This window comes from Hominibacterium faecale, from assembly GCF_020734085.1.
In the GTDB taxonomy this organism is placed as follows: Bacteria; Bacillota; Clostridia; order Peptostreptococcales; family Anaerovoracaceae; genus Hominibacterium; species Hominibacterium faecale.
The window spans coordinates 35799-58235 of sequence record NZ_JAJAGH010000001.1; the positions used below are offsets into that span (position 1 = coordinate 35799).

At 49.1% G+C, this 22437-nt stretch carries 17 protein-coding genes; 7 read left to right on the forward strand and 10 right to left on the reverse strand.

Going from position 1 to position 22437, the window contains the following annotated elements; all coding sequences use genetic code 11:
* Positions 1-107: 107 nt before the first annotated feature.
* Entirely contained in the window at positions 108-3404 is a 3297-nt protein-coding gene (locus tag LG211_RS00175) for a DEAD/DEAH box helicase (RefSeq protein WP_269476803.1), read from the forward strand.
* Between the two features lie 209 nt (positions 3405-3613).
* On the opposite strand, the gene LG211_RS00180 is transcribed toward LG211_RS00175, so the two are convergent.
* The 8 genes from LG211_RS00180 to LG211_RS00215 all read right to left on the reverse strand — a co-directional run bounded on the left by LG211_RS00180 (position 3614) and on the right by LG211_RS00215 (position 13869).
* Positions 3614-5116 (reverse strand): BCCT family transporter, encoded by a 1503-nt coding sequence (locus LG211_RS00180; RefSeq protein WP_269476804.1) that lies wholly within the window; start codon positions 5114-5116, stop codon positions 3614-3616.
* A 31-nt stretch (positions 5117-5147) separates the two neighbouring features.
* Positions 5148-6776, reverse strand: a complete 1629-nt coding sequence (locus LG211_RS00185) for an amidohydrolase (RefSeq protein WP_269476805.1) — start codon at positions 6774-6776, stop codon at positions 5148-5150.
* 323 nt (positions 6777-7099) lie between these two features.
* Positions 7100-8497, reverse strand: a complete 1398-nt coding sequence (locus LG211_RS00190) for a sigma-54 interaction domain-containing protein (RefSeq protein ID WP_148395395.1) — start codon at positions 8495-8497, stop codon at positions 7100-7102.
* 106 nt (positions 8498-8603) lie between these two features.
* Positions 8604-9560 carry an SPFH domain-containing protein gene (locus LG211_RS00195; protein ID WP_253021044.1) on the reverse strand — a complete coding sequence of 319 codons (957 nt, stop codon included), beginning with the start codon at positions 9558-9560 and terminating at the stop codon, positions 8604-8606.
* A 14-nt stretch (positions 9561-9574) separates the two neighbouring features.
* Positions 9575-10042 (reverse strand): NfeD family protein, encoded by a 468-nt coding sequence (locus LG211_RS00200; protein ID WP_269476806.1) that lies wholly within the window; start codon positions 10040-10042, stop codon positions 9575-9577.
* A 68-nt stretch (positions 10043-10110) separates the two neighbouring features.
* On the reverse strand, positions 10111-10770 hold the full coding sequence (locus tag LG211_RS00205; RefSeq protein ID WP_148395397.1) for a GntR family transcriptional regulator: 660 nt from the start codon (positions 10768-10770) through the stop codon (positions 10111-10113).
* 34 nt (positions 10771-10804) lie between these two features.
* The gene (locus LG211_RS00210; protein ID WP_148395398.1) at positions 10805-11935 is read right to left on the reverse strand and encodes an isocitrate/isopropylmalate family dehydrogenase; all 1131 of its coding nucleotides are present in this window, start codon (positions 11933-11935) and stop codon (positions 10805-10807) included.
* 14 nt (positions 11936-11949) lie between these two features.
* Positions 11950-13869, reverse strand: a complete 1920-nt coding sequence (locus tag LG211_RS00215; RefSeq protein WP_148395399.1) for an aconitate hydratase — start codon at positions 13867-13869, stop codon at positions 11950-11952.
* Between the two features lie 621 nt (positions 13870-14490).
* Here LG211_RS00215 and LG211_RS00220 point away from each other — a divergent pair.
* From LG211_RS00220 to LG211_RS00235, 4 genes are read left to right on the forward strand one after another with little or no spacing between them, the layout of a single operon-like run.
* Complete coding sequence (locus LG211_RS00220) at positions 14491-15348, forward strand: DUF5685 family protein (protein ID WP_148395400.1); 858 nt, start codon at positions 14491-14493, stop codon at positions 15346-15348.
* Positions 15348-15944, forward strand: a complete 597-nt coding sequence (locus LG211_RS00225; protein ID WP_148395401.1) for a J domain-containing protein — start codon at positions 15348-15350, stop codon at positions 15942-15944. The genes LG211_RS00220 and LG211_RS00225 overlap by 1 nt, the downstream gene beginning before the upstream one ends.
* A gap of 16 nt (positions 15945-15960) precedes the next feature.
* The gene (locus LG211_RS00230) at positions 15961-16527 is read left to right on the forward strand and encodes a hypothetical protein (RefSeq protein WP_148395402.1); all 567 of its coding nucleotides are present in this window, start codon (positions 15961-15963) and stop codon (positions 16525-16527) included.
* Positions 16511-17605, forward strand: coding sequence for a GGDEF domain-containing protein (locus LG211_RS00235; RefSeq protein ID WP_269476807.1), 1095 nt, complete (start codon positions 16511-16513; stop codon positions 17603-17605). Before LG211_RS00230 ends, LG211_RS00235 begins: the two co-directional genes overlap by 17 nt.
* 149 nt (positions 17606-17754) lie before the next feature.
* Here the strand turns inward: LG211_RS00235 and hydA are convergent, their stop codons facing one another.
* Together hydA and LG211_RS00245 are read right to left on the reverse strand one after the other, a co-directional pair.
* Entirely contained in the window at positions 17755-19176 is a 1422-nt protein-coding gene (gene hydA / locus LG211_RS00240; protein ID WP_269476808.1) for a dihydropyrimidinase, read from the reverse strand.
* A 179-nt stretch (positions 19177-19355) separates the two neighbouring features.
* On the reverse strand, positions 19356-20948 hold the full coding sequence (locus LG211_RS00245; RefSeq protein ID WP_148395405.1) for an NCS1 family nucleobase:cation symporter-1: 1593 nt from the start codon (positions 20946-20948) through the stop codon (positions 19356-19358).
* 180 nt (positions 20949-21128) lie between these two features.
* Here LG211_RS00245 and nth point away from each other — a divergent pair, with 180 nt between their 5' ends.
* Together nth and LG211_RS00255 are read left to right on the forward strand one after the other, a co-directional pair.
* Positions 21129-21770 (forward strand): endonuclease III, encoded by a 642-nt coding sequence (gene nth, locus LG211_RS00250; protein ID WP_148395406.1) that lies wholly within the window; start codon positions 21129-21131, stop codon positions 21768-21770.
* Entirely contained in the window at positions 21767-22273 is a 507-nt protein-coding gene (locus tag LG211_RS00255; protein ID WP_148395407.1) for a prolyl-tRNA synthetase associated domain-containing protein, read from the forward strand. Before nth ends, LG211_RS00255 begins: the two co-directional genes overlap by 4 nt.
* Positions 22274-22437: the final 164 nt, after the last annotated feature.

Sequence of the window (22437 nt, forward strand, 5' to 3'; positions counted from 1 at the left end):
TTTCCCCGCAATCAGAGCAGATTGAAGCTGGATTTTATCTGCGGAAACTGATAAAATCTATCGTGGATAGATTGGAATTATAATCTTAGATAGGAGATAGACGATAGATGCTTGAACTGGATCAATTAAAGCGCAGCACCTTGGCGCGGTTTTACACCAGAGGAAAACAATTGTACGAACAGGGACATGTGCGCAGCCTGGAAGTTCAGAGCTTCGGACAGGGCGGCGGAGCGCCCGCTGTCCATGTAAAGGGCGAAGTTCTGGGAAGCAGCGGAAAGGTGTATAAGAGCAGCGTGTTTATACGAAGCGATAAAATGTTTTCCTATGGCTGCACCTGCCCATCAGTTAACCAGTTTCCATATCCCTGTAAACACTGCGTTGCTTTGGCCCTGAGGTACCGGCAGCAGCAGGAAGATGCCAAGGGAAATACAGGCGTCCTTTTCCTACAGCAGGAACTTCAGAAGCAGGAAGAACCGTTTTCAAGACGGCTTTCGTCTTCCTTTCCTATACAAGAAATGATCTATCATTACTCGATGACGGACAAGGCGAGATATTTTCAGGCAGAGATTACCGGTACTATTGATTTAACACCAACCCTTCATAAGAGTTTTGGATCGCCCTGGCAGGTGGAATTTAAAATCGGAACGGAAAAACGAATGTATGTACTGAAAAACATTGTTGATTTTGTCCGCGCCGTAGAAAAGAAAGAAACGACGGCTTACGGCAAAAATCTGGAATTTATCCATGAAATCAGCGCCTTTACAGATCGTGCGCAGAAATTTTACATTTTTCTCAGAGAATGTCTGCAGGAGCGATCTGTAAGGGACAGCCAATATGGATACTCGAGGCGATATGGAGAAATGGAGAAATTGCGCAAGATGATCCTGACGGATAAAAATTTGGCCGATTTCTTTTCTATAATGTGGCCTGAACCCTGCCAGGTCAGCGACAAAAACAGTAAGTATATCACGTTTTCGGAAGAAGAACCTAAACTGGAAATGGCATTGGTGAAATCTGCGGCGGGCGGCTACGATCTGGCTATTCCAAACGTGCAGATGGTCAGCAATGAGCAGGATAATTTTCTGATCAGCGGCGATCAGGTATTACGATGCAGTGATGAATTTCGCAGTCATATGGAAGCTCTGTGCAGCGCAGCGGGCCGATACGGAGGAGAAGTTCTTCATATTGGAGAGAAAGATATGCAGGCATTTTGCGCCACAGTGCTTCCGGCCGTTCAGGGATTTTCTGAGATTGCAGGTCTTGAAGCTGCTGAACAATATCTGCCCGAGCCATGTCAAATCCGCTTCTTTTTGGATAAGGAGGACGGCATGTTTGTCTGCCGCCCGGAAAGCCGGTATGGGCAAAAAGAGACGTTCAACCTGCTGCAAAAGCTGGAAGTCAGTCAGATGTACCGGGATACGGTCGCCGAGGGAAAGGCGGTCCAGGCCGCGGGCCGGTATTTTCCTGAGCAGTACCGGGACCATCTCTGGCTGGATGAAATGGACGAGGACCGGGTGTACGATCTTTTTTCCGATGGTATCGCAGACTTGGAGCAGCTGGGGGAAGTCTTTTTATCGGCTGCCCTCAAGAGGATTTCCATTCATCAGGCACCGGAAATAGGCATTCATGTGGGAATGGACAGCGGTCTTTTGGATCTGAGCATCGATGCCGGAGATATGCCTCAGGAAGAAATGGAGGATTTGCTCCAGGCCTATCGGCTGCGCAAGAAGTATTATCGGTTGAATAATGGCGATTTTATGCGTCTTGCGGACAGTGGCCTTGCGGCGGTCTGGGAGCTGGCTGACGGTCTGGGAGTGAGCGACGAGGAATTGCGGGACGGCCATTTCCATGTGCCTCAATACCGGTCCTTTTATATCGATCAGGTGTTGAAATCCTGTGAAGGTGCGGTTGTCAGCCGCTCCTCGTCCTTTAAAAATCTGGTGCGCAATATTAAGGCGGTTGAGGACAGCGATTACGAGGTCCCCGCGCCGATCACGCCGGTTCTCAGAGGTTATCAGAAAAACGGGTACCGGTGGCTGATGACCCTGAGAGATCTGGGATTTGGCGGCATACTGGCGGATGATATGGGACTGGGTAAAAGTTTGCAGATGCTGACCTTTCTCTATACGTCCAGGGAAGAGACAAGGAAGAACGGAGAGCAGAGAACCAGTCTGCTGGTCTGCCCGGCTTCCCTTGTCTATAACTGGATGGAAGAGGTGCTCAAGTTCGCGCCGGATTTAAAAACCCTGCTGGTTACCGGCACTGCTGCCGAACGGGAAGCAATGCTGGAGGAATGGACGCAATATGATCTTCTGATTACCTCCTATGACCTGCTCAAGCGGGATGAACACAATTATGAAGAAAAAGCATTCTATTGTCAAATTCTCGATGAGGCCCAAAACATAAAAAATTATCAGACCAAGGCTGCCAAAGCGGCGAAGAAGATTCGGGCGCAGGTTCGCTTTGCTCTGACCGGCACCCCTATCGAAAACCGCCTCAGCGAGCTGTGGAGCATCTTTGATTATTTGATGCCCGGCATTCTGGGCTCCTATGCATCCTTCCGAAAAAAATATGAGCTTCCCATCGTGCAGGATGGCAATGGTGAACTTTCTTTGCGGCTGCAGAGAATGATCAGCCCCTTTATTTTACGTAGGCTGAAACGGGACGTACTGAAAGAGCTGCCTGAGAAGAACGAAACCATCGTCTATGCCAGGATGGAGAAGGAACAAGAAGCCCTTTACAAGGCCAATGCCAAGCAATTATCGGAGACCATCGCCGGTAAAAACGGAGAACAGTTTCGAACCGGAAAGATTGAAATCCTTTCCGCATTGACCAGGCTGCGCCAGCTGTGCTGCGACCCCCATCTGGTCTATGAAAATTACCAAGGGGCTGCCGCCAAGCTGGAAACCTGCATGGATCTGGTGGAGTCGGCCATTGAGTCGGAGCAGAAGGTGCTGCTCTTTTCCCAGTTTACCTCCATGCTGGATTTGATCGCAGATGAGCTGGAGCGCAGAGGCATTTCCTATTACATGCTCACCGGAGCCACCGGAAAAAAAGAGCGGCTGGAGATGGTCCACCAGTTCAATGAAGGGGATATTCCGCTGTTCCTCATTTCCCTGAAAGCAGGAGGAACCGGACTCAACCTGACTGGTGCTACCGTGGTTATCCATTACGATCCCTGGTGGAATGTGGCTGCGGAAAATCAGGCGTCCGACCGGGCTCACCGGATCGGCCAGGATAAACAGGTCACGGTATTCAAACTGATTATGCAGGGGACCATTGAGGAACGAATCCGCAAACTGCAGGAACGCAAAGCCCATTTGGCCGATGAGCTGGTAGGCGGCCAGGGCATGGCATTATCCCAACTGACCAGAGAAGACTTTATGGAGCTGTTGAATGTGTAAGTGTACACACCGCAGGCAATTTCCTATTTGCTTCAAAACGGACCACCGGCCATGAAGCCAAAAGCAAAGAGGGCTGTCGCATGAAGTGTGATTGCCTATGAATTTTGGTTTACCGTAATACCAGAACAGCCACATGAACAAATCCGTACGCAAAAAACAAAGGCCCCATATGTCGGTTCATATGAGACCTTGTTGTAAAATATGCGGACCTATCTTCCATCCTCCTTAAACCAAGAGAACAAGCCTTTGGTCATACATAGGATAACGACGATAAATGGCAGCGACGTGATGATGGTAATGGTCTGCATGGTGCTGAGCGGCGCCCCGATGAAGTTCATGCACAGGGGGATCAACGCCAGCGTCACGCACCAGAACAGCCGCAGCAGCGGGGATGTGTTCTCGCTTTCCTTCAGCTCCTTGGTCGATGCGGCCGATAAGGAGAAAGCCGCAGAATCAAGGGATGTTGCCAGAAACAACACAGTAATGACAAGGAAGGCAATAATGCCGACTATGCCGAATACGGTTTCATCCAGAATGGCGATAATCGCATTGGCGTTTCCTTCTTCCAGAAGAGTGTCCACAACATTGAGCTGATTCTTCAGCTCCAAATTCATACTAAAACTGCCATTGATGCCGAAGAAAACGAAGCAGCCGATTCCGCCGCCGAACATGACGCTGCAGATCATTTGCCGCAGAGTACGGCCTTTGGAGACCTTTGTGATGAAGATCGCCATCAAAGTGGCATAAACGATGCCGAAGGCATAGAAGAAAATGGTCCATGCTTCGGGAAATCCGCCCTGTTCGACCGGATCGGTCCACAGACTCATACCGATGTAATTCTGCACCATAATGCCCAGGCCGTTGGTGATTTCCTTAATAATGAACTTGGTCGGGCCGGTGAACAGCAAAGCCAGTATGAAGATAATCGCTGCATAAACATTGAAGGAACTGAGTTTTTTCATGCCCTTTTCAATGCCCACATAGGAACTGAGGGTAAAGAGGGCGGCGATGGCCAGGGTTACAATCACATTGGTGGTAAAGGTCGGATCGAAATGAAAGATTCGGCCCAGACCGGTTGCAATGACGGGAATCCCCAGGCCCAGAGTCACGCTGAGGCCGCCGACAACGCAAAATACGAAAAAGAAATCCACCAGCCGCCCCAGGGGACGGGCATACGGCTTGTCGCCGATCATGTTTTCACAGATTGAGCTGAAGCGGAGAGCCGGTATTTTCCTGCAATGATAGCCGTAGGCCACAGGAATTGCCAGAACCACGAACATGGCCCAGGGCGTAAATCCCCAGTGGAACAAGTTGTATGCCGTCGCCCATTCGGCGGCGGATACGCTGAACGGCTCAATATGCTGTGCCGGACTGGAATAATAGTAGGCCCATTCAACGAAAGACCAGATTACGCAAGCAGAGCCCAGCCCGGCGCAAATCATCATCGACAGGTATTGGAACATGGTAAACTCGGGATCGCCCTCGCCCAAATGGATTTTTCCGTACCGGCTGAACGCCATAAAACAGCAATACAGAAAGACGAGAAAACCGAACCAGAGTATGGGTGAACCCAGATTATCTGTGATCAAACTGAACAACGAGGCGATGAAATCCGTCCCGCTTTCCGGGAAAACCGCCAGCAGGACAACGACCACGATAATCAGAAACAAACTGACGATCATTAATGGTAAATCGATATTCTTACTTTTCATGCCACCCTCCTTTCTTTATACGAATCAGAACCTATTTCTTTTCATAAATCTTTTCGCCGTCCAGCCAGGTTTCAATGACTTTGATATCCCGCATCCGCTGAATCTCATCCTCTTTCAGGTCCAGGGGAGACTCACTGAGTATGGCAAAGTCAGCCAGCTTTCCAACTTCGATGGAACCGGCGATATGGCTGCGTCTCAGTGCCCGGGCCGCATAAATGGTATAAGCCTTCAGACCGTCTTCAACGGTGATCGCCTGCTCTGGACAAAGAACCGTGCCTTCATTGGTTCTTCTGGTAACCGCGGTAGAAATCGCTTCCATTGGGTTGGGCGTCGTCACCGGTGCGTCGGAAGAAATGGTGTAGAGGCTGCAATACTTTTTAAAGCGGGCCATAGGCATAAATTCTTTGCCTTTTTCCTCCCCAATGGCGTCTACAACGCCGTCGCCGTACAAGTAGAGAAACTCCGGCTGGGTGGAAGGAATCATGCCCAGCTTGCCCATGCGGATCGCCTGCTCTTCTGTAACCAGACCCGCATGCTCGACCCGGTGGATTGCTTCCGGCCATGGATCTTCTGCCTGGGCTTTTTCGATCGCATCGATAATGGGATCGACGGCAGCATCGCCGGTGGCATGGGTCAAAGTATGAAGCCGGTTTTTATGGGCCTTAACCAAAATCTCGATCATTTCTTCCGGTTCATGGTAGTTATAGCCTTCATGGCGATCACTGTCCAGATAACCGGTGCTGACATTGGCGGTTCCCGACAGCAAAGAGGCGTCGGAATAGAACTTGATGGAGCCGATGGTCAGCCAGTTGTCCCCAAAGGTACTGTTAAAGCCCAGGGCAATTACGTCATCCAGATAATTGGAAAGGAAGGACATTTCCATACGCATCTTCAGTTTTCCCTGATCCCTTGCCCGCAGGTACGTGTTTAATTCTTGTTTTGTAAGCTGGACTTCGTTTACGGTGGTGATACCGGCCCTTACGAAAAAGTCCTGCCCCACTTCAAATCGCTGCATCAAATGGTCCGGGCTGTCAGGCATATGAATGTTGGGGCCGTGGTTTTGCGGCTGAACGCCGTCCAGACCCGATAAAAGATCGTTGGCGCTGTCAAAGAGCTGGCCGTTGGGCTTACCGTCCTTGTCACGTCCCAGCGCGCCGCCTGGAGGATCTGGAGTGTCGTCTGTCACGCCGATGGCCCGCAGCAGCTTTGTGTTAACCACATTGCAGTGGCCGCTGGCATGCATGATCTGAACGTAGACGTCGGTAGAAACCTGGTCCAAATCTGCGGCAGTAGGGTGCCTTCTTTCTTTAAAGTTCCTCTGGTCAAAGGCATAGCCGCGGATGGCCTCGCCTGCCGGAAGGGTTTTGCCGTGCTCCTTTAAAACGCGGATCAAATCATCAATTCCTGCCACCTTGGGGTAGTCCAGATCGGCCCAAATGCGGCACATCCCAAGCATCATCGGATGAGTATGGGTATCGACAAATCCCGGCATCATGCAGCGTCCGTTCAAGTCAACGGTCTTGCAGCCGCTTCCGGCAGCCTCTCTGCATTCGGCCAAAGTGCCGACGGCCTTGATCACATTGTCCTCCACATAAACCGCTTCAACTTGTTTGTTTTCTGCCATTGTGAGAATGGTTCCACCTGTAAAAATCCGTTTCATATAATCCTCCTTTTTATTACGCGGGAAATATCATCAGCGATATTTCCGGAGTATCAACAAAGTCTACTTCTTTTAAGAAACGGCGAAGCCGACTTTGTTTTAAAGAAAAACGCCTTTTGCGTTTATAAAAAGCAAAAGGCGTGCCAATGGACATATACGGGAAGCTGAAAGGCGTGGGGACCGCTGAAAATAGAAGGATTATTCTTTCTCAAATAAGCGCGGGCGCCATGTATGAGCTGACTAGATTGAAACCTGTTCTCAATCTTGCATAATGGACACAAAACATGAAATTTCAACGCTTAAGGCCAATATGTAAATATCTGTTATTCAGAGTTGATTAGACGGATGGCGTATTTTTTTATCTTACGCGCGGCAGTGGCCTGGCTGATGTTCAAAGCCTGGGCAACCTTGATGGAAGTGCCATATTTCAGATAGGCGTGGCGTATGATTTCACCTTCGTATTGATCGAGCGCAAATTGCAGGTCGGAAACATCATAAATTGACGTATGGTTTTGCTGCGGGCCATGACCCAGGGAATCCATTAAGTCGGCGGGCAGGGCGTCTTTGGTAATAATCTGGTCCTCAGAAGTGACAACCATCCGATAAATGACATTTTCCAGTTCCCGCACATTGCCAGGCCAGTCATAAGTATTAAAGGCGTTCATTACATCCTTATCGATCATCTTCTCCAATCCGAATTTTTTGTTTGCCTTTTCCAGGATACTATTGGATAAGGTGACAATATCCTCCCGGCGTTCTCTCAGCGGCGGAAGGGTGAAGGTTACTGTATTCAAGCGATAAAGCAGATCCTGGCGGAATCGGTTTTGTTCCACTTCCCGGCTGAGATCCTTGTTGGTCGCTGATATGATTCGGCAATCGATTTTGATCGACTGACTGCCGCCGATCCGGCGGACTTGACTGTCTTGGAGAACTTTTAAGAGCTTGGCCTGTGATTGCATGGGAAGCTCGGACACTTCATCCAGGAAGAGAGTGCCGCCGTTTGCCACTTCAAAAAGACCCTTTTTACCTTTCTGGTCAGCTCCGGTGAATGCTCCCCGCTCATAACCGAATAATTCCGATTCGATGAGATTTTCAGGCAGAGCGCCGCAGTTGACTTCTACAAAGCGGCCGTCTTTGTAGTCGCTCAGCTCATGTACTTTTTTGGCCAGCAGGGTTTTTCCCACGCCGGTTTCCCCCAAGAGCAGCAGGTTGATATTATATTTGGCTGTGCTTTGCAAGGCTTTCAAGGTTTTCTGAAAGGAGCCGTTATTGGTAAAAAAATTATCGATTACCAGGGATTCATAAGACAGCTCATCCATGGTTTTTTCGTACTGCCTAACCTTGTCCATCAGTTCTTCGTACATGTTTTTAATTTTGATATGCTGGCCCATATCCCGGGTAAAGGTAACGACTTTTAAAATCTTTTTGTTTTGGTCGAAAACAGGGAAGGCGGATACAATGACGTGCTGGCCATCTTTCAGGGTTTGTATGCGGGTGATTTCACTTCCTGTCTTTAAGACGATGGCGGCGGAAGAAGGGCGGAAATACCCTTCCTCTTCCAAGTCGAATACGCTGCGGCCCAGCAGTAAATCGGCATCCAGACCGTAACTGGCTTTGAAGTTGTCATCTACGTAGATTACCATACCTTCGCCATCGGTGATTAAAACGCCGGAAAAGCTGGCGGCCTTAAAGAGCTCTTTCATGATATCCGTGCTGCACATAATGTTTCATCTACTCCTTCCTACTACAGTTCGACTGGGCGCAGTCATTAAAAAAGGGGCGCATGCACAAGAGAGATCAAGTACACGCACCCGGTTTGTTCATTGGCTATTTTTCTTGGTGGACGACCGGTTTGGCCGGCGGTCTTTTGGATGGCGCACCGCCTTCGGTATCCTTGATGATTTCCGTCAGGGAGCTGGCCAGACCGGCGATTCCCTGAATTTCCGATGGAATGATGATCTTAGTCGCTTTTCCGTCCGCCGCGGCCCGGAACGCGTCCAGGCTCTGGATGGTCAAAACCTCCTGTGTGGGTTCGGATTCGGACAGCATGCGCAGTCCGTCGGCCGTAGCTCTCTGAACCATGCGGATCGCCTCGGCTCTACCTTCCGCTTCTCTGATGGCCGACTGCTTTGCGGCTTCGGCTTCCAGAATAACCGCTTCTTTCTGTCCTTCCGCGATGAGGATGGCGGATTTCTTTTCTCCTTCAGCGCGCAGAATGGATTCACGACGTTCACGTTCAGCACGCATCTGCTTTTCCATGGCCATCTGTATATCCCGGGGCGGAGTAATGTTCTTTACTTCCACACGATTGATTTTGATGCCCCAAGCATCGGTGGCTTCGTCCAGGACAATGCGGATTTTGCCGTTGATATGCTCCCGGCTGGTGAGGGTTCCGTCCAGCTCCAGCTCTCCGATGATGTTACGAAGGGTGGTGGCAGTCAGGTTTTCAATGGCAGCCATTGGGTTTTCCACACCATAAGCATACAGCTTGGGATCGGTGATCTGAAAATAAACCACCGTGTCGATTTCAATGGTTACGTTATCCTTTGTGATAACAGGCTGGGGCGGAAAGTCGATAACGTGTTCTTTGAGGGAAACCTTTCTCGCCACTTTGTCGATGAGCGGAATTTTAAAATGCAGTCCCACCTGCCAAGTGCAGTGATAAGCGCCAAGACGCTCCAAAACATAGGCGTGCGCCTGGGGCACGATACGGATATTGGTCACGATCAGCCAGATGATCAGTACGATCAGGATGATCGGAGCAATGATAGACATGATATTCATGTAAGATCCTCCTTTTATTTTGTAATCGGTTCTTCAGAAGGAGTTACGACCAGCTTTACGCCTTCCACTCGATCGATGATTACCGTTGTTCCTTTTTGAATCGTAGTATGGCTGTCTTTTGCTATGGCAGACCATACGAGTCCGTCAACTTTGGCCTGTCCCGAACCGAACGGTTCGATGGTCTCTGTTACCATTGCCTCTCTTCCAACCAGCGCATCCACATTGGTCTTTTCATTTCCGATCTTCAGCCTTTTTTTGGCCAGAGGCCGGGTAAAGTAGATGAGCAGGATAGAGACGATAAGAAAAACGATAATCTGAATGGGCAGGGAAAACTTAGCCATAGCCACAATGGAAGCGATAATCGCCCCGCCGGTGAACCAGATTGTTGTAAGGCCCATGGTGGCAGCTTCGATGATGCCGCACACGGCTGCGATGATCAGCCAGATAACCGCCGCGCTCAGGGTAATTCCAAAGATTGTCATAAACACTCCCCCTTCTTTATTCATACACAAGCAATACCGGATTAACTTATTTTATCACAGTTTTCTGTTTATTTACATCTTCTTTTTTTGGAATTGTCGATATGTTTCTCCATCGCTTCGGCGCCTGCTTCCACATCCTTCTCCGTAAAGGCCTTAAAGATCATTCGGTGCTCTTCCAATACGGTGGTCAGATAATCGTCGGCATAGATGTCTTCCTGTAAGCGATATTTAAAATAAGTCTGGTAGGAGGAGAGGAGCTGCCGCAGCATGCGATTGTGCGATGCTTCGTAAATAATCTGATGAAATCCGGCATTGATGGTAAGCATTTTGTCCACATCGTTTCGCAGCGTATAAAACTCCATAAATTCGAAGGTTTCCTCCAGCGCTTCCATTTCATCATCGGTGATCCGCTCAATGGCCCACTTGACCGCCTGAATCTCATAAGCCTTTCGCAGCTCGAACATGTCCTCAAAATCCTGCTGGGAGAGGCCGATAACAAAAGACCCCCGATTGAGAATGTTCTCCACCAGGCCTTCCGTTTCCAGCTGACGCAGAGCTTCTCGCACAGGGGTGCGGCTTACCTTGTACTCCTTGCAGATCGTCTGTTCAGTAAGCTTCTGACCGGGAGCAAGCTTCCCGGTCAGAATATCTCTTTGCAGCTCTGAAAACAAATTTGTGGAAATTGGCGCATTTGATTTAGGATCATCAGAATGCTTGTAGAGTACCATAACTGTCTCCTTTATTGTTTAGCAAATGTTGCTGCTATTTCAGATGGCTGATTACAAATTCGGTAAAGTCGTCTGTCGAATTTCCCGTGCTGTTTGAGGTCATGCTGAGGGCGTCCAAAGCTTCGTCCAGTGCCTTGTCCAGGGCCGCAGCCTGGTCACCGTAGCCGATATGTCTCAGCAGCATAGCTCCTGCTCTTACGATGCTGGAAGGGTTGGCATACTGGCCTCTTCCTTCGGAAATCATTCTCGGAGCAGAACCGTGGATGGCTTCAAACATGGCGTAACGGCCGCCCTGGTTGATGCTTCCTGCCGTGCCGACGCCGCCCTGAATCTGCGCGGCTTCATCAGTTATGATGTCGCCGTAGAGGTTGGGCAGAATGAATACGTTGAACTTGCTGTTGGCCGGTTCTTTAATCAGGTTTGCTGCTGTGATATCAACGTAATAGTCGTCCACCTGGATTTCCGGGTAATCCTTAGCCACTTCGTAGCAGAGGCTGAGGAATTTGCCGTCGGTCTTTTTCATGATGTTGGCCTTGGTTACGATGGTGACTCTCTGGTTGCCGTTTGCTTTGGCAAATTCGAAAGCAGCGCGGGCAAGGCGGGTGGTTCCGATGGTGGTAGTGACTTTAAAGTCCATGGAAATATCGTCGTTGATATCCACGCCCTGGCTTCCCAGCGCATATTCGCCTTCTGTGTTTTCTCTGAAGAAGGTCCAGTTGATGTTCTTTTCCGGAATGGATACCGGTCTTACATTGGCAAACAGATCCAATTCTTTTCTCAGCTTTACATTGGCGCTTTCCAAATTGGGCATATTATCGCCTTTTCCCGGGGTCATGGTAGGTCCCTTGAGCAGAACGTGACAGTCCTTTACAGCTGCCAGCACGTCAGCGGGAACGGTTTCCATTTTTTCAATCCGGTTTTCGATAGTCAAGCCTTCGATGTCTCTCAGTTCCAGCTTTCCTGCCGCGATCTCGTCCGCCATCAGATGCTCCATGATTTTTTTGCAGGACTGGGTGATGATGGGGCCAATGCCGTCACCGTCGATGATGCCTACGATAATTTTATCCAGAGCCTCATAGTCCGTGGACTGGGGAGCGGTTTTCATCCGCTCTGCCCGCTCCAGCTGTTCTTTTACGATTGTTTCAAATGCCTTTACATATTCCATAGTGTTCCACCTTTTTAACCTTTCATGTAATTAATCTTGCCGCCCTTTAAGATCAGTGCGATCTCCAGGTCGGAGAAGTTAGTCTTTGTCTGATATGTTTTGCCTGTATTTTTGTTTTTTACTTCAACCGTGCCGCTCTGCACCTGCTTGGGCGCCTGCTCGATGACCAGCTCATCGCCGATGGTGAAATCGTCGTAATCAGCCGGATTTTCAAATACCAGAGGCATGATTCCGCTGTTGATCAGGTTGGAGCGGTGGATCCGCGCAAAGGATTTTGCCGCAACGAACTTTACGCCCAGATACAGCGGCGCCAGTGCGGCGTGCTCCCGGCTGGAACCCTGTCCATAGTTGTCGCCGCCGATGATGGCGCAGGTTCCGGCTTCCTTGCATCTTCCCGCGAACTCGCTGTCGACCTTCTCAAAGCAGTAGTTGGCCAGGTGAGGAATGTTGGAGCGATACGGCAGCAGTCTGGAGTCGGACGGCATGATATCGTCTGTCGTAATGTTGTCGCCTGCATGGAGAGTCACGGTTACTTCCACGGTTTCGGGAAGGGCGGTGTTTCTTGGGAACGGTTTGATGTTTGGTCCCATGGCCACCGGCGTATTTTCGGTATTGGTTCCTTCCGGGTAAACAATGAAGTTGTCATTTGCGGTAAAGTCGGTGTCTTCGATCTGCGGCAGGGCCTGGCCGGTTTTGCTGCCGTCTGTCAGCACGCCGGTAACTGCAGAGATGGCTGCGGTCTCAGGGCTTACCAGGTAAACGTCCGCATCCAGGGTTCCTGATCTGCCTTTGAAGTTCCGATTAAAAGTCCTCAGGGAAACCGCTCCTGATTTTGGCGATTGTCCCATTCCGATGCAGGGGCCGCAGGCGTTTTCAATGATACGCGCTCCGCTGGCGATGATATCGGCCAGGGCGCCGTTTTCTGCCATCTTAGTGAGAATCTTACTGGATCCCGGTGAAATAACCAAGCTTACATCAGGATGGACTTTCTTTCCTTTGAGGATGGCGGCAACCTTCATCAAGTCTGTGTAAGATGAGTTGGTGCAGCTTCCGATGGCAACCTGATCGACTTTGATTTCGCCGATGTTTGCTATAGAATCCACATTGTCCGGGCTGTGGGGCTGAGCAGCCAGCGGTGTCAGACTGTCCAGATCGACAATCAGTTCCTGATCGTAAACCGCATCGGCGTCTGCGGCCAGCGGCGTGTAATCGGCCTCTCTGCCCTGGGATTTGAGATATGCTTTTGTATTTTCGTCGCTGGGGAATACGGAAGTGGTCGCGCCCAGCTCCGCGCCCATGTTGGTGATGGTCGCTCTGTCGGTTACGGAAAGGGATTTCACGCCTTCGCCGGTGTATTCTACGATTTTGCCCACGCCACCTTTTACGCTCAGCTGCTGGAGCACGTACAGAATCACGTCTTTTGCCGATGTCCAGGGCTGGAGATGACCGTTCAGCTCGACTTTAATTACCTTGGGAGCAACTAGGCTGTAGGTGCCTTTTGCCATGGCTACCGCAACATCCAGTCCGCCGGCGCCGATGGCGATCATGCCCAGTCCGCCGCCGGTCGGCGTATGGCTGTCTGATCCCAGCAGGGTTTTTCCCGGTTTGCCGTAGTTTTCCAGGTGCAGCTGGTGGCAGATGCCGTTGCCTGGCTTGGAGAAGAGCACGCCGTGTCTCTGAGCGACGCTCTTGATGAAGGCGTGGTCGTCGGCGTTTTCAAATCCGGTCTGCAGGGTGTTGTGGTCTATGTAAGCGACGGAAAGCTCAGTCTGTACTTTGTCGACATCCATGGCTTCCAGCTGCAGGTATACCATCGTTCCGGTGGAATCCTGCGTCAGTGTTTGATCGATCTTGATCGTGATTTCTTCACCCGGTGTCAGATTGCCGCTCACCAGATGATTCTCCAGGATCTTATATGCTAGTGTTTTTCCCATTGTATATGGACCTCCTTGTCTTATAGAAATATGTAATTTTGATTGACGTATGTAATTCGCGCCTTTGAGGCGGCGAAATGGCGCGGGTGATCGATGCTGGCTGCGGTGATGTGTGCTGCCGCAGCTGCCTGCCTTCGGCACCATTGTATACAAGTATACCAGTATGCGGAATTGGGGTCAAGAGGCAGAATGGGGTTTTTTGAGGTGGTGGGGCGGGGGAAGGAAGGTGGGGGGTGCGCAGGGGAGAGGAGCGGGCCCTCTGGGCCCGGATAAATTAAGGCCGAAAAGTAAAATCATCGCTGGAGGCTATTTTAGCCTTGGCCCACGATAATTTTTAATCGCTGGAGGATGAAAAAAGGAGAATCAGCGATGATTTTCCGCTGGTTTTAGATGGAAAGATGGCAAAAAAGGAGCAAAATCATCGTGGAGAGGGCTGCCGGAGAGCGATCACGATGATTTGTCCGGGAGCTCTGGAGCCAGCCCAGCCCGGTAAGTCCCAGCATCAGCCTTCCCCGGAGCCCCGGGCCAACAAGAAATGAAGATTTTATGATATTTTTAGAATCTATTTGAATTTCAAAAGCTGATATGGTACGCTTAGGAACAGAAAGGGGCGCTTTGAGGATGTTAGGATATGTAACAGCGGATAGACCGGAATTAAAAATGCGGGAATTCGAAGTTTATAACGGATACTATTGCGGCGTTTGCAAATCCATCGCCCGGCGTTACGGACAGCTGCCGAGGATGGTGCTCAGCTATGACGCGGCGTTTTTGGCGCTTTTGATCGGCAGCCTCTACAGAGAAGAAGATCAGCCGGCCAGAGAACATTGCATCATTCACCCCATTAAGAAAAAAACCATTGTCAGCAATGAAGCCATCGATTATGCCGCAGATGTGATGCTGATCCTGGCCTGGCACAAGCTTCTGGATGACGCCAGGGATGAGGGAAAGCTGCACGCTAAGGCAGCGGCGAAAGCGTTAAAGCATATCTATCACAGGCTGGAAGCCGCCAGGCCCGGTCTTTGCCTGAGAGTTGAAAAAGGGCTGCAGGGATTGACCCAGCTGGAAAAAGACAAATGCGCCAATTTGGATCAGGCCGCGGAAGCCTTTGCCAAAATCATGGAAGCGATTTTTGAAGAGGGCCCTTTGCCGGGCGGATTTAAAGAACAAGAAGTCCTGCGCAGAATCGGCTATCATCTGGGAAAATGGATTTACCTGATGGATGCCATCGACGACATCGACGAGAACATTGAGAGCGGAGCCTATAATCCGCTGCTCTACCGATTCAACTACGAGCAGGGAGAAGAGGACTTCCACGGCCGGATCATGGAAACCTGCGAGTTCAATCTCTACCATTATTTGGGGGAGATAGGGAGGGCCGCTGATTTGCTTGCTATTAAGAAAAATGAAGGTATAATAGAAAATATAATTTACAAGGGGTTACTTCGAAAAACACAGAATATGACCCAAAAGGAGGAATAATGGATCCATATGAAGTACTGGGAGTCAGACAGGGAGCTTCCGAAGCAGAAATCAAAGCCGCTTATAAAGAGCTGGTAAAAAAATACCATCCGGACAAATATCAAAATAATCCGCTGTCCGACCTGGCAGAAGAAAAACTTCAAGAAGTAAATGAAGCTTATGACATACTCATGAAAGGCTCTGGGAAAAATGCCGGAACAGGATATGGACCGGGCTCCAGTCGTGGAAACAATTATGGCCAGGCGCGAACCACACCGGAATTCAACCAGGTCAGACGAAATATCGATATGGGAAATTTGCAGGCAGCGGAAGAAATTCTTAACCGGACCCAGAACCGCAACGCCGAGTGGATGTTTCTGTCGGGGATGCTGTCCTACCGCAAAGGCTGGTACGATGATGCAGTCAGCAAAGTACAGCAGGCAGTCAATATGGACCCGTCCAACCCGGAATACAGTCAGGCTCTGGGGCAGATGATGAACGTGGGACAGAGCTATCAAAATACAGCCTATGGAAGAGGATATAATTCCACAGAAGACGCTTTCTGTAAAGCGCTGCAGTGCTACTGTTGCGCAGATATGTGCTGTGACTGCTTCTAGATTCAAGGGGGATCAGGTGACAAATAAAAAGACCTTCAAGCTTGCACTGGGCGGAATCTGCCTGGCGCTGTCCGTTGTATTTATGTTCGGCGCCTCTTTCGTGCCTGGAGTGGAACTGACACTTTACGCGCTCAGTTCATTGTTTATCGCCGTGATGATCATTGAAACCGGCGTCAAAGGAGGAATTCTCCTCTATGTTGCGGCCATTCTGCTGGGACTTTTGATCGTACCCAATAAAATAGGGATTTTGCCGTATGCCTGTCTATTCGGTCTCTATGGAATCCTGAAATATTTTATTGAAAAGATTAAAAATCCGATTATGCAAGTAGGCCTAAAAGTATTGTTCTTTGCAGGAGTTCTTTCAGCGGCATTCTACGGCTTTCAGGGACTGCTGCTGGGAAACGTGGATTTGCCGGACTTGCCGGCGGCAGTGCTGCTTGCAGCGGGCATCCTGTTTCTACTGCTGTATGATTGGATCTATACTTTACTCATTCGCATCTATCGAAAACGATTCGGAAAGCCGGAAATGGCATCCTTTCAGCTATCGGAAAAGAGAAAAAACGGAAATGACAAGCAGGTATGAAAAAACGCTGGAAAAGGCCTTACTGATCCATATGCAGACCCTTTTGGGTATGGCCGTGGTCGCATTTGCGGCAGAGATTGTCTTTTATTTTGTGCTGACCGCCCAGGGGACCATGGAGTCAGAGCCAAGCAGATATTTCTTGAAATATGTGGCCCTGCCTACGGGCCTTAACGGAATCTGTGTATTGACAGCGTGGCTGACATATCGGTCTAATGGTACAAACTTGAAACAAAAAGAATATACCGTGTCACTGCTGGCCGTGGCCGAGGCCTTTATCATTGCCATTGTCCATGCAACCTTTCCTTCTGTCTATCTGCTGTTCGCCTTCATGATTATTGTTACCGTTTTTTATGGTGACAAGCTTTTGACGACGATCATTTTCTTCGCAGCACTGATCGGCCGATGTCTGAGTGCAATTTACTGCATTGACCAAAGCGTTTCCTTCTGTGCTGACGAGCTGGCGGATCTGCTGCTGGCTGTGATTATTTTATGCGGAATTTATGTGCTCTCGTTAACCATTATACGCTTGGAAAATGAAAAAAGAGAAATGATGGTACGCAGTATTGAGGAATGGGGCCGGATGAAGGAGACCGCACAGAAGGACCCTATGACAAAACTATATAATGTCAGAGCCTTGGAAGATTTCCAGAAAAAAGTGCAAGAAAAAAAATTGGGAAGACTGCCTACCTTTTTTGCCATGTGGGATATTGACGGTTTTAAGGAAATCAATGATACATATGGCCATCTGGAAGGCGATGCGGTATTGAGGTTTCTGGGAGAAAGATGTTTGGAACCTGCTTGCGGCATGCTATGTTTTCGCTATGGAGGCGATGAATTCAGTGCGTTTCTCTTTGACGATAAATGGGAGGATGGGCAAAAGAGGCTGAAATTATTGCAAGAACAGTTGAGACAATACACCATAAGCAGTACGGGAGAGAAGTTGCTGCTGTCGATCAGTATCGGGGCTACGCCTTACACTTCTGATGTGGAGTTGTCAGAATTGATCGCCCGGGCGGATAAAGCATTGTACCAAGTAAAAAAGAAAGACAAAGGAAGTATTCGCTTCATCCAATACTGACTTGGAGCCGCTGCCTGATTAAAAGACTAGGCTGAAAGCATAAAGAAGCTGCGAACATTTTTGATTCGCAGCTTCTTGTGTTTTTGCCGGGACCGTTCCATATCAGAGGTGCATGCTTGCAGAACCTTGTACGGCTAGCATGATATGGGCTAAAGCATTGGCGTCTTATGTTTAATCTTATTGCACTTCACAAATTTTCCGTCGCCCTTCTTGCCGAGGAATTCGCCGTCTTTGTAAACCAGATTTCCTCTGCTGTAAGTGGCCACAGGATACCCTTTAACCGGTACGCCTTCCCAGATGGTATGATCCGTGTCGCCATGCATAGCGTCATTGGTGATGGTGAAGTTTTTCTTCGGATCGTAGATTACGATATCCGCGTCCAGTCCCACCTGAAGAGCGCCTTTTTGTGTATCCAGTCCGAACAGTTTAGCCGGATTGGAAGCGCACAGTTCAACTGCTTTATTGAAGGTAATTCTGCCCTTGTTTGCCTCAGACAGAACATAAGGATACATGTTTTCAATACCGGCGCAGCCATTAGGAATGGTGGTGAAGTTTCCTGGAGTACCGTCCTTCTGGGTGATTCCCCAGTCCTTTTCTGCCTTTGTGAACGGGCAGTGATCGGTGGCGATGGTGGAGATATCGCCTCTCTTAATTCCTTCCCACAAAGAATCCTGAGATTCTTTCCCCTTCATTGGCGGAGAGCATACGAAGTCGCGGGCGCGAAGTCCCTGTTCCGGAATGCCTTCCTTATAAACTTTGCTGGTGAAGTACAGATACTGAGGACAAGTTTCTGCAAAAATGGGATAACCCTGATCCCTGGCTTCTGTTACTGCGTCCATGCCCTGTTTGTTAGCCAAGTGAACGATATAGAGAGAAGTTCCGGCCATTTTAGCCAAATTGATGGCTCTTACATCCGCTTCGCCTTCAACAGCCTCGTTTTTAGCCATATAATGCCACCAGGCGTCCGTTTTGCCCTCAGCCAGGTACTGGGCGATGAGAACGTTGTTGACTTCTCTGTTTTCAGCGTGCACGCCGACCAGTGCACCGATGTCTTTGGCTTTGAGCAGAGTTTTGTAGAACTGTCCGTCATCTACGCCGAAATCATATACCATGAATACTTTAAAGGAGGTTACACCAAACTTAACGGCATCCTCCATGGAATCCAGCATTTCATCCGTTGTGACATCACCCACACCAATGTGGAACGAGTAGTCCACTGCTGCTGTTGGAGCAGCCAGATCATTTCTGCGGTTGATTGCATCCAGCATAGGCTCACCCTGCCCCTGGAGGACAAAATCGAATACCGTGGTCGTTCCGCCGCATGCAGCCGATCTTGTACCGGCATAATAATCGTCGGTGGAAATGGTTCCGCCGAAAGGCATGGCCAGATGAGTATGTCCGTCAATGGCGCCAGGAAGTACCAGCTTGCCTTTAGCGTCTACCACTTCCGCGCCCTTTTCCGGCTTCAAGTTTGCTCCGATTGCTGTGATTTTACCGTTTTTTACGGCCACGTCCGCTTTGAAGCTCGACGGTGCTGTTACGACGGTGCCGCCCTTGATTAATAAATCCATAATACAACCTCCTTTTACTTGGATAAGAGTAGAAGCCCTTGGTTTCAAAGGCTTCTACGGTATCATTATTACGTAGGAAATATCCTCAGGATATTTCCTACGTATCAACAAAGTCTACTTCTTTAAACAATCGGCGAAGCCGACTTTGTTCTTTAAGTCTTTGTGAAAACTAATCCTTGTTATGCTTCTATTTTTTCGATAGTTTCAAACTCTTCATCAGAGATATTGGAATCCTTGGCCATGCTGGTTTTCATCAGCAGTACATATACGACGAAACCAACGATGAAGGACCAAATGTAGTTGATGGAGTTGATGTAAGTAATTAATGTCCAGAAGCCATTGCTTGCAGTGGCCGGCTGGAAGTAAGTGATCAGCGGAATGATGAATGCTACGACCCAGGCGATGATAGCGGCCTTGTTAAAGCCGTTGCCATACCAGTATCTGCCTTCTTCTCCCTTGAACAGTGCTGCGATTTCCACCTTCTTTTTCTTGCAAACGAAGTAGTCTGCGATAAAGATAGCGGCGATCGGTGAGAGGATTGTTCCGTAAGCGTTCATCCAAGTGAAGTATGCTCCGCCGGAACCATAGATCCACCAAGCCTGCAGGATGAAGAACGCGATCAGGATGGTAACAACAACGCCCTTCTTGTAGCTGATCTTCTTCGGGTTGATGTTGGAAATTCCGTTGGCCGGCGCTACTACGTTGGCCGCTACGCAAGTGGTTACGGTAGCTGCTACTACAGCCAGAGCTGCGATAAATACGATGAGCTTGTTATCGATCCGATAGAATACGGCTGTCGGGTCGAACATGGCCTGGCCGTCAACCAGCTCAGTTGCTCTTGCAAAGAACGCACCTACGAATGCGCAGAATGCCATTGGAATCGGCATGCCGTACAGCTGGCCTCTGAACTGATCCTTCTGCGATCTTGCATATCTGGAAAAGTCCGGGATATTGAGAGCCATGGTCGCCCAGAAAGCGATGTTGCCCATCAGGCCTCCCAGGTAAACGAGAGCAAACCCGCCGCCCTTTTCAATCAATGCATCATTGTTCGGTGAATTCAGTACGTCGGAGAAGGAATAGCCTGCTTCTCCCGCATACATTGCGGCCCAGATCAGAAGAGCGATCATAACTGCGATGAGCAGCGGTCCGCCGATGTTCTGGACCCATTTGATCTGATCCATACCTTTATAAGCTACCCAGCCGATAAAGATGATGAAAATGATGTAACCGATGAACTGACCGGCTACAACGGTCTCCATGCCGCCCCAGGAAGGAAGGCTCATTGTCCAGTCTTCATGGGCAAACTTGGGAATCACGCAGCCAATGATGGCCGCTACGGCACCGCCGCCTACCCAGGCCTGAACGGAAGTCCAGCCGCAGGCGGTGATCGCCCTCAGGATTGCCGGTATCTGGGCGCCTCTGCCGCCGAAGGTCAGTCTGGCAAAGAGCGGGAACGGGATACCGTATTTGGTTCCGACCTGCGAGTTCAGCTGAATCGGGATCAGAACGATGATGTTACCTAAGGCTACATTGATGATAGAAAGCCATGGGGATACACCCATACCGATAAGTCCGGATGCCAGGGAAAGGGATGGGATACAGATCGACATACCAACCCATAACATCGAAATGTTGTATGTAGTCCAGGTTCTCTGGGATACTGAAGTGGGAGCCAGGTCTTCATTGTAATACTTGGAAGACAATAGTTCCGCTTTGGCAGTATCCGTCAGTTCGTATAGTCCGTTGCGAACTACTTGTGTGTGCGTTGACATTTAAACACCTCCATATTAAATTTTTACAAAGCGTAAATTATTTCATAACCAATTATACTATAAATTGTCAGAAATGTAACTAGTTTTTTTTAATTTTTTAGAAAACTCAAAATATTGGTTGGAGTTGAAAACAATATGTTATCCATGTATAATCATACCCAGACGTAGAGGAGGTATCGTATGAGCTTTACGAAAAAACAGGTAAATGAAATACTGGATAAGTTGGAATTGCAATATCCGGACGCTGATTGCGCATTGGAGCACGGCAGCGTTTTTCAGCTTTTGGTGGCGGTCGTTTTATCGGCGCAGACCACAGATAAGAGTGTTAATCTGGTAACAAAAAAACTTTTTGAAACCTATCCGGACGCCCATGCTTTGGCGCAGGCCTCACAGGAAAATCTGGAGGATATCATCAAACGGATCGGCATGTATAAGAACAAATCGAAGAATATTCTGGCCCTGGCGAGGATGCTGGTTGAAAAATATGATGGACAAGTTCCAGAAGATTACGACCTGTTGATTGAACTGCCAGGGGTGGGGAGAAAAACCGCCAATGTGGTGCTGGCAGTGGGATTCGGCCATCAGCGGATCGCCGTAGACACCCATGTTTTCAGGGTTTCCAACCGAATTGGTCTGGTCGATGAAAAGGACGTTTTGAAGACGGAGATGGCGCTGATGAATAGCTTGCCGGAAGAGCGCTGGTCCCGCTCTCATCACAGCTTGATTTTCCACGGACGTTACTGCTGTCACGCTAGAAATCCAGACTGTGAAAATTGTGTAATCGGTTACATATGTAAAAAGAAGGGTGTAAGTGTAAAATGACAAAGCAGGACGCTCGGCTGGGGGTATACAAAGTGCTGGATGACTTGGGGGTTTCTTACCAGATTCATGAACATCAAGCTTTTTTCACAGTGGCGGAAGCAGATGAAAAGGGCTATGTGCTGCCAGGTTTAAATCTGAAAAATCTTTTTATAAAAAACAAGAGGGGACCGGAGCGGTACCTTGTCATATTGGACGACCATCGCAGGCTGGATTTTAAAGCATTTGCCAAGTTTACCGGCTGGGGCAATAAGGTCACATTTGCGGGAGATGATGAGCTAATGGAATACCTTGGTCTTACTCCTGGATCAGTGAGCCCTTTTGGACTGATTAACGACTTGCAGCATCGGGTGATTGTGGTGCTGGCAAAATCGATCGGCCAGGCAGCCGGTGATATGACGGTCAATTTTCATCCCAACGATAATACGGCAACGCTGTCACTGACTAAAAACGATTTTCTCAAGTTTCTGGAGCATATGGGAAATACCGTGATTTTCGAAGTATAATCGTTTAAATCTGAGCTTGGTCAAAGGGATACATGGTATAAACGGATTCCCGTCTCCATGTATCCCTTTTTGATCAATTTTTTTGGAAAATGTTGCCTTGACAACATACTTTTCTCGTAATCCTTGGTACACTGGGTGGTGTTATTAAGAAAAAAGAGAAAGGA

Coding starts and splice junctions, on each gene's coding strand:
- LG211_RS00175 (WP_269476803.1), top strand. CDS start 108: ATGCTTGAACTGGATCAATTAAAGCGCAGCACCTTGGCGCGGTTTTAC.
- LG211_RS00180 (WP_269476804.1), bottom strand. CDS start 5,116: ATGAAAAGTAAGAATATCGATTTACCATTAATGATCGTCAGTTTGTTT.
- LG211_RS00185 (WP_269476805.1), bottom strand. CDS start 6,776: ATGAAACGGATTTTTACAGGTGGAACCATTCTCACAATGGCAGAAAAC.
- LG211_RS00190 (WP_148395395.1), bottom strand. CDS start 8,497: ATGTGCAGCACGGATATCATGAAAGAGCTCTTTAAGGCCGCCAGCTTT.
- LG211_RS00195 (WP_253021044.1), bottom strand. CDS start 9,560: ATGAATATCATGTCTATCATTGCTCCGATCATCCTGATCGTACTGATC.
- LG211_RS00200 (WP_269476806.1), bottom strand. CDS start 10,042: ATGACAATCTTTGGAATTACCCTGAGCGCGGCGGTTATCTGGCTGATC.
- LG211_RS00205 (WP_148395397.1), bottom strand. CDS start 10,770: ATGGTACTCTACAAGCATTCTGATGATCCTAAATCAAATGCGCCAATT.
- LG211_RS00210 (WP_148395398.1), bottom strand. CDS start 11,935: ATGGAATATGTAAAGGCATTTGAAACAATCGTAAAAGAACAGCTGGAG.
- LG211_RS00215 (WP_148395399.1), bottom strand. CDS start 13,869: ATGGGAAAAACACTAGCATATAAGATCCTGGAGAATCATCTGGTGAGC.
- LG211_RS00220 (WP_148395400.1), top strand. CDS start 14,491: ATGTTAGGATATGTAACAGCGGATAGACCGGAATTAAAAATGCGGGAA.
- LG211_RS00225 (WP_148395401.1), top strand. CDS start 15,348: ATGGATCCATATGAAGTACTGGGAGTCAGACAGGGAGCTTCCGAAGCA.
- LG211_RS00235 (WP_269476807.1), top strand. CDS start 16,511: ATGACAAGCAGGTATGAAAAAACGCTGGAAAAGGCCTTACTGATCCAT.
- hydA (WP_269476808.1), bottom strand. CDS start 19,176: ATGGATTTATTAATCAAGGGCGGCACCGTCGTAACAGCACCGTCGAGC.
- LG211_RS00245 (WP_148395405.1), bottom strand. CDS start 20,948: ATGTCAACGCACACACAAGTAGTTCGCAACGGACTATACGAACTGACG.
- nth (WP_148395406.1), top strand. CDS start 21,129: ATGAGCTTTACGAAAAAACAGGTAAATGAAATACTGGATAAGTTGGAA.
- LG211_RS00255 (WP_148395407.1), top strand. CDS start 21,767: ATGACAAAGCAGGACGCTCGGCTGGGGGTATACAAAGTGCTGGATGAC.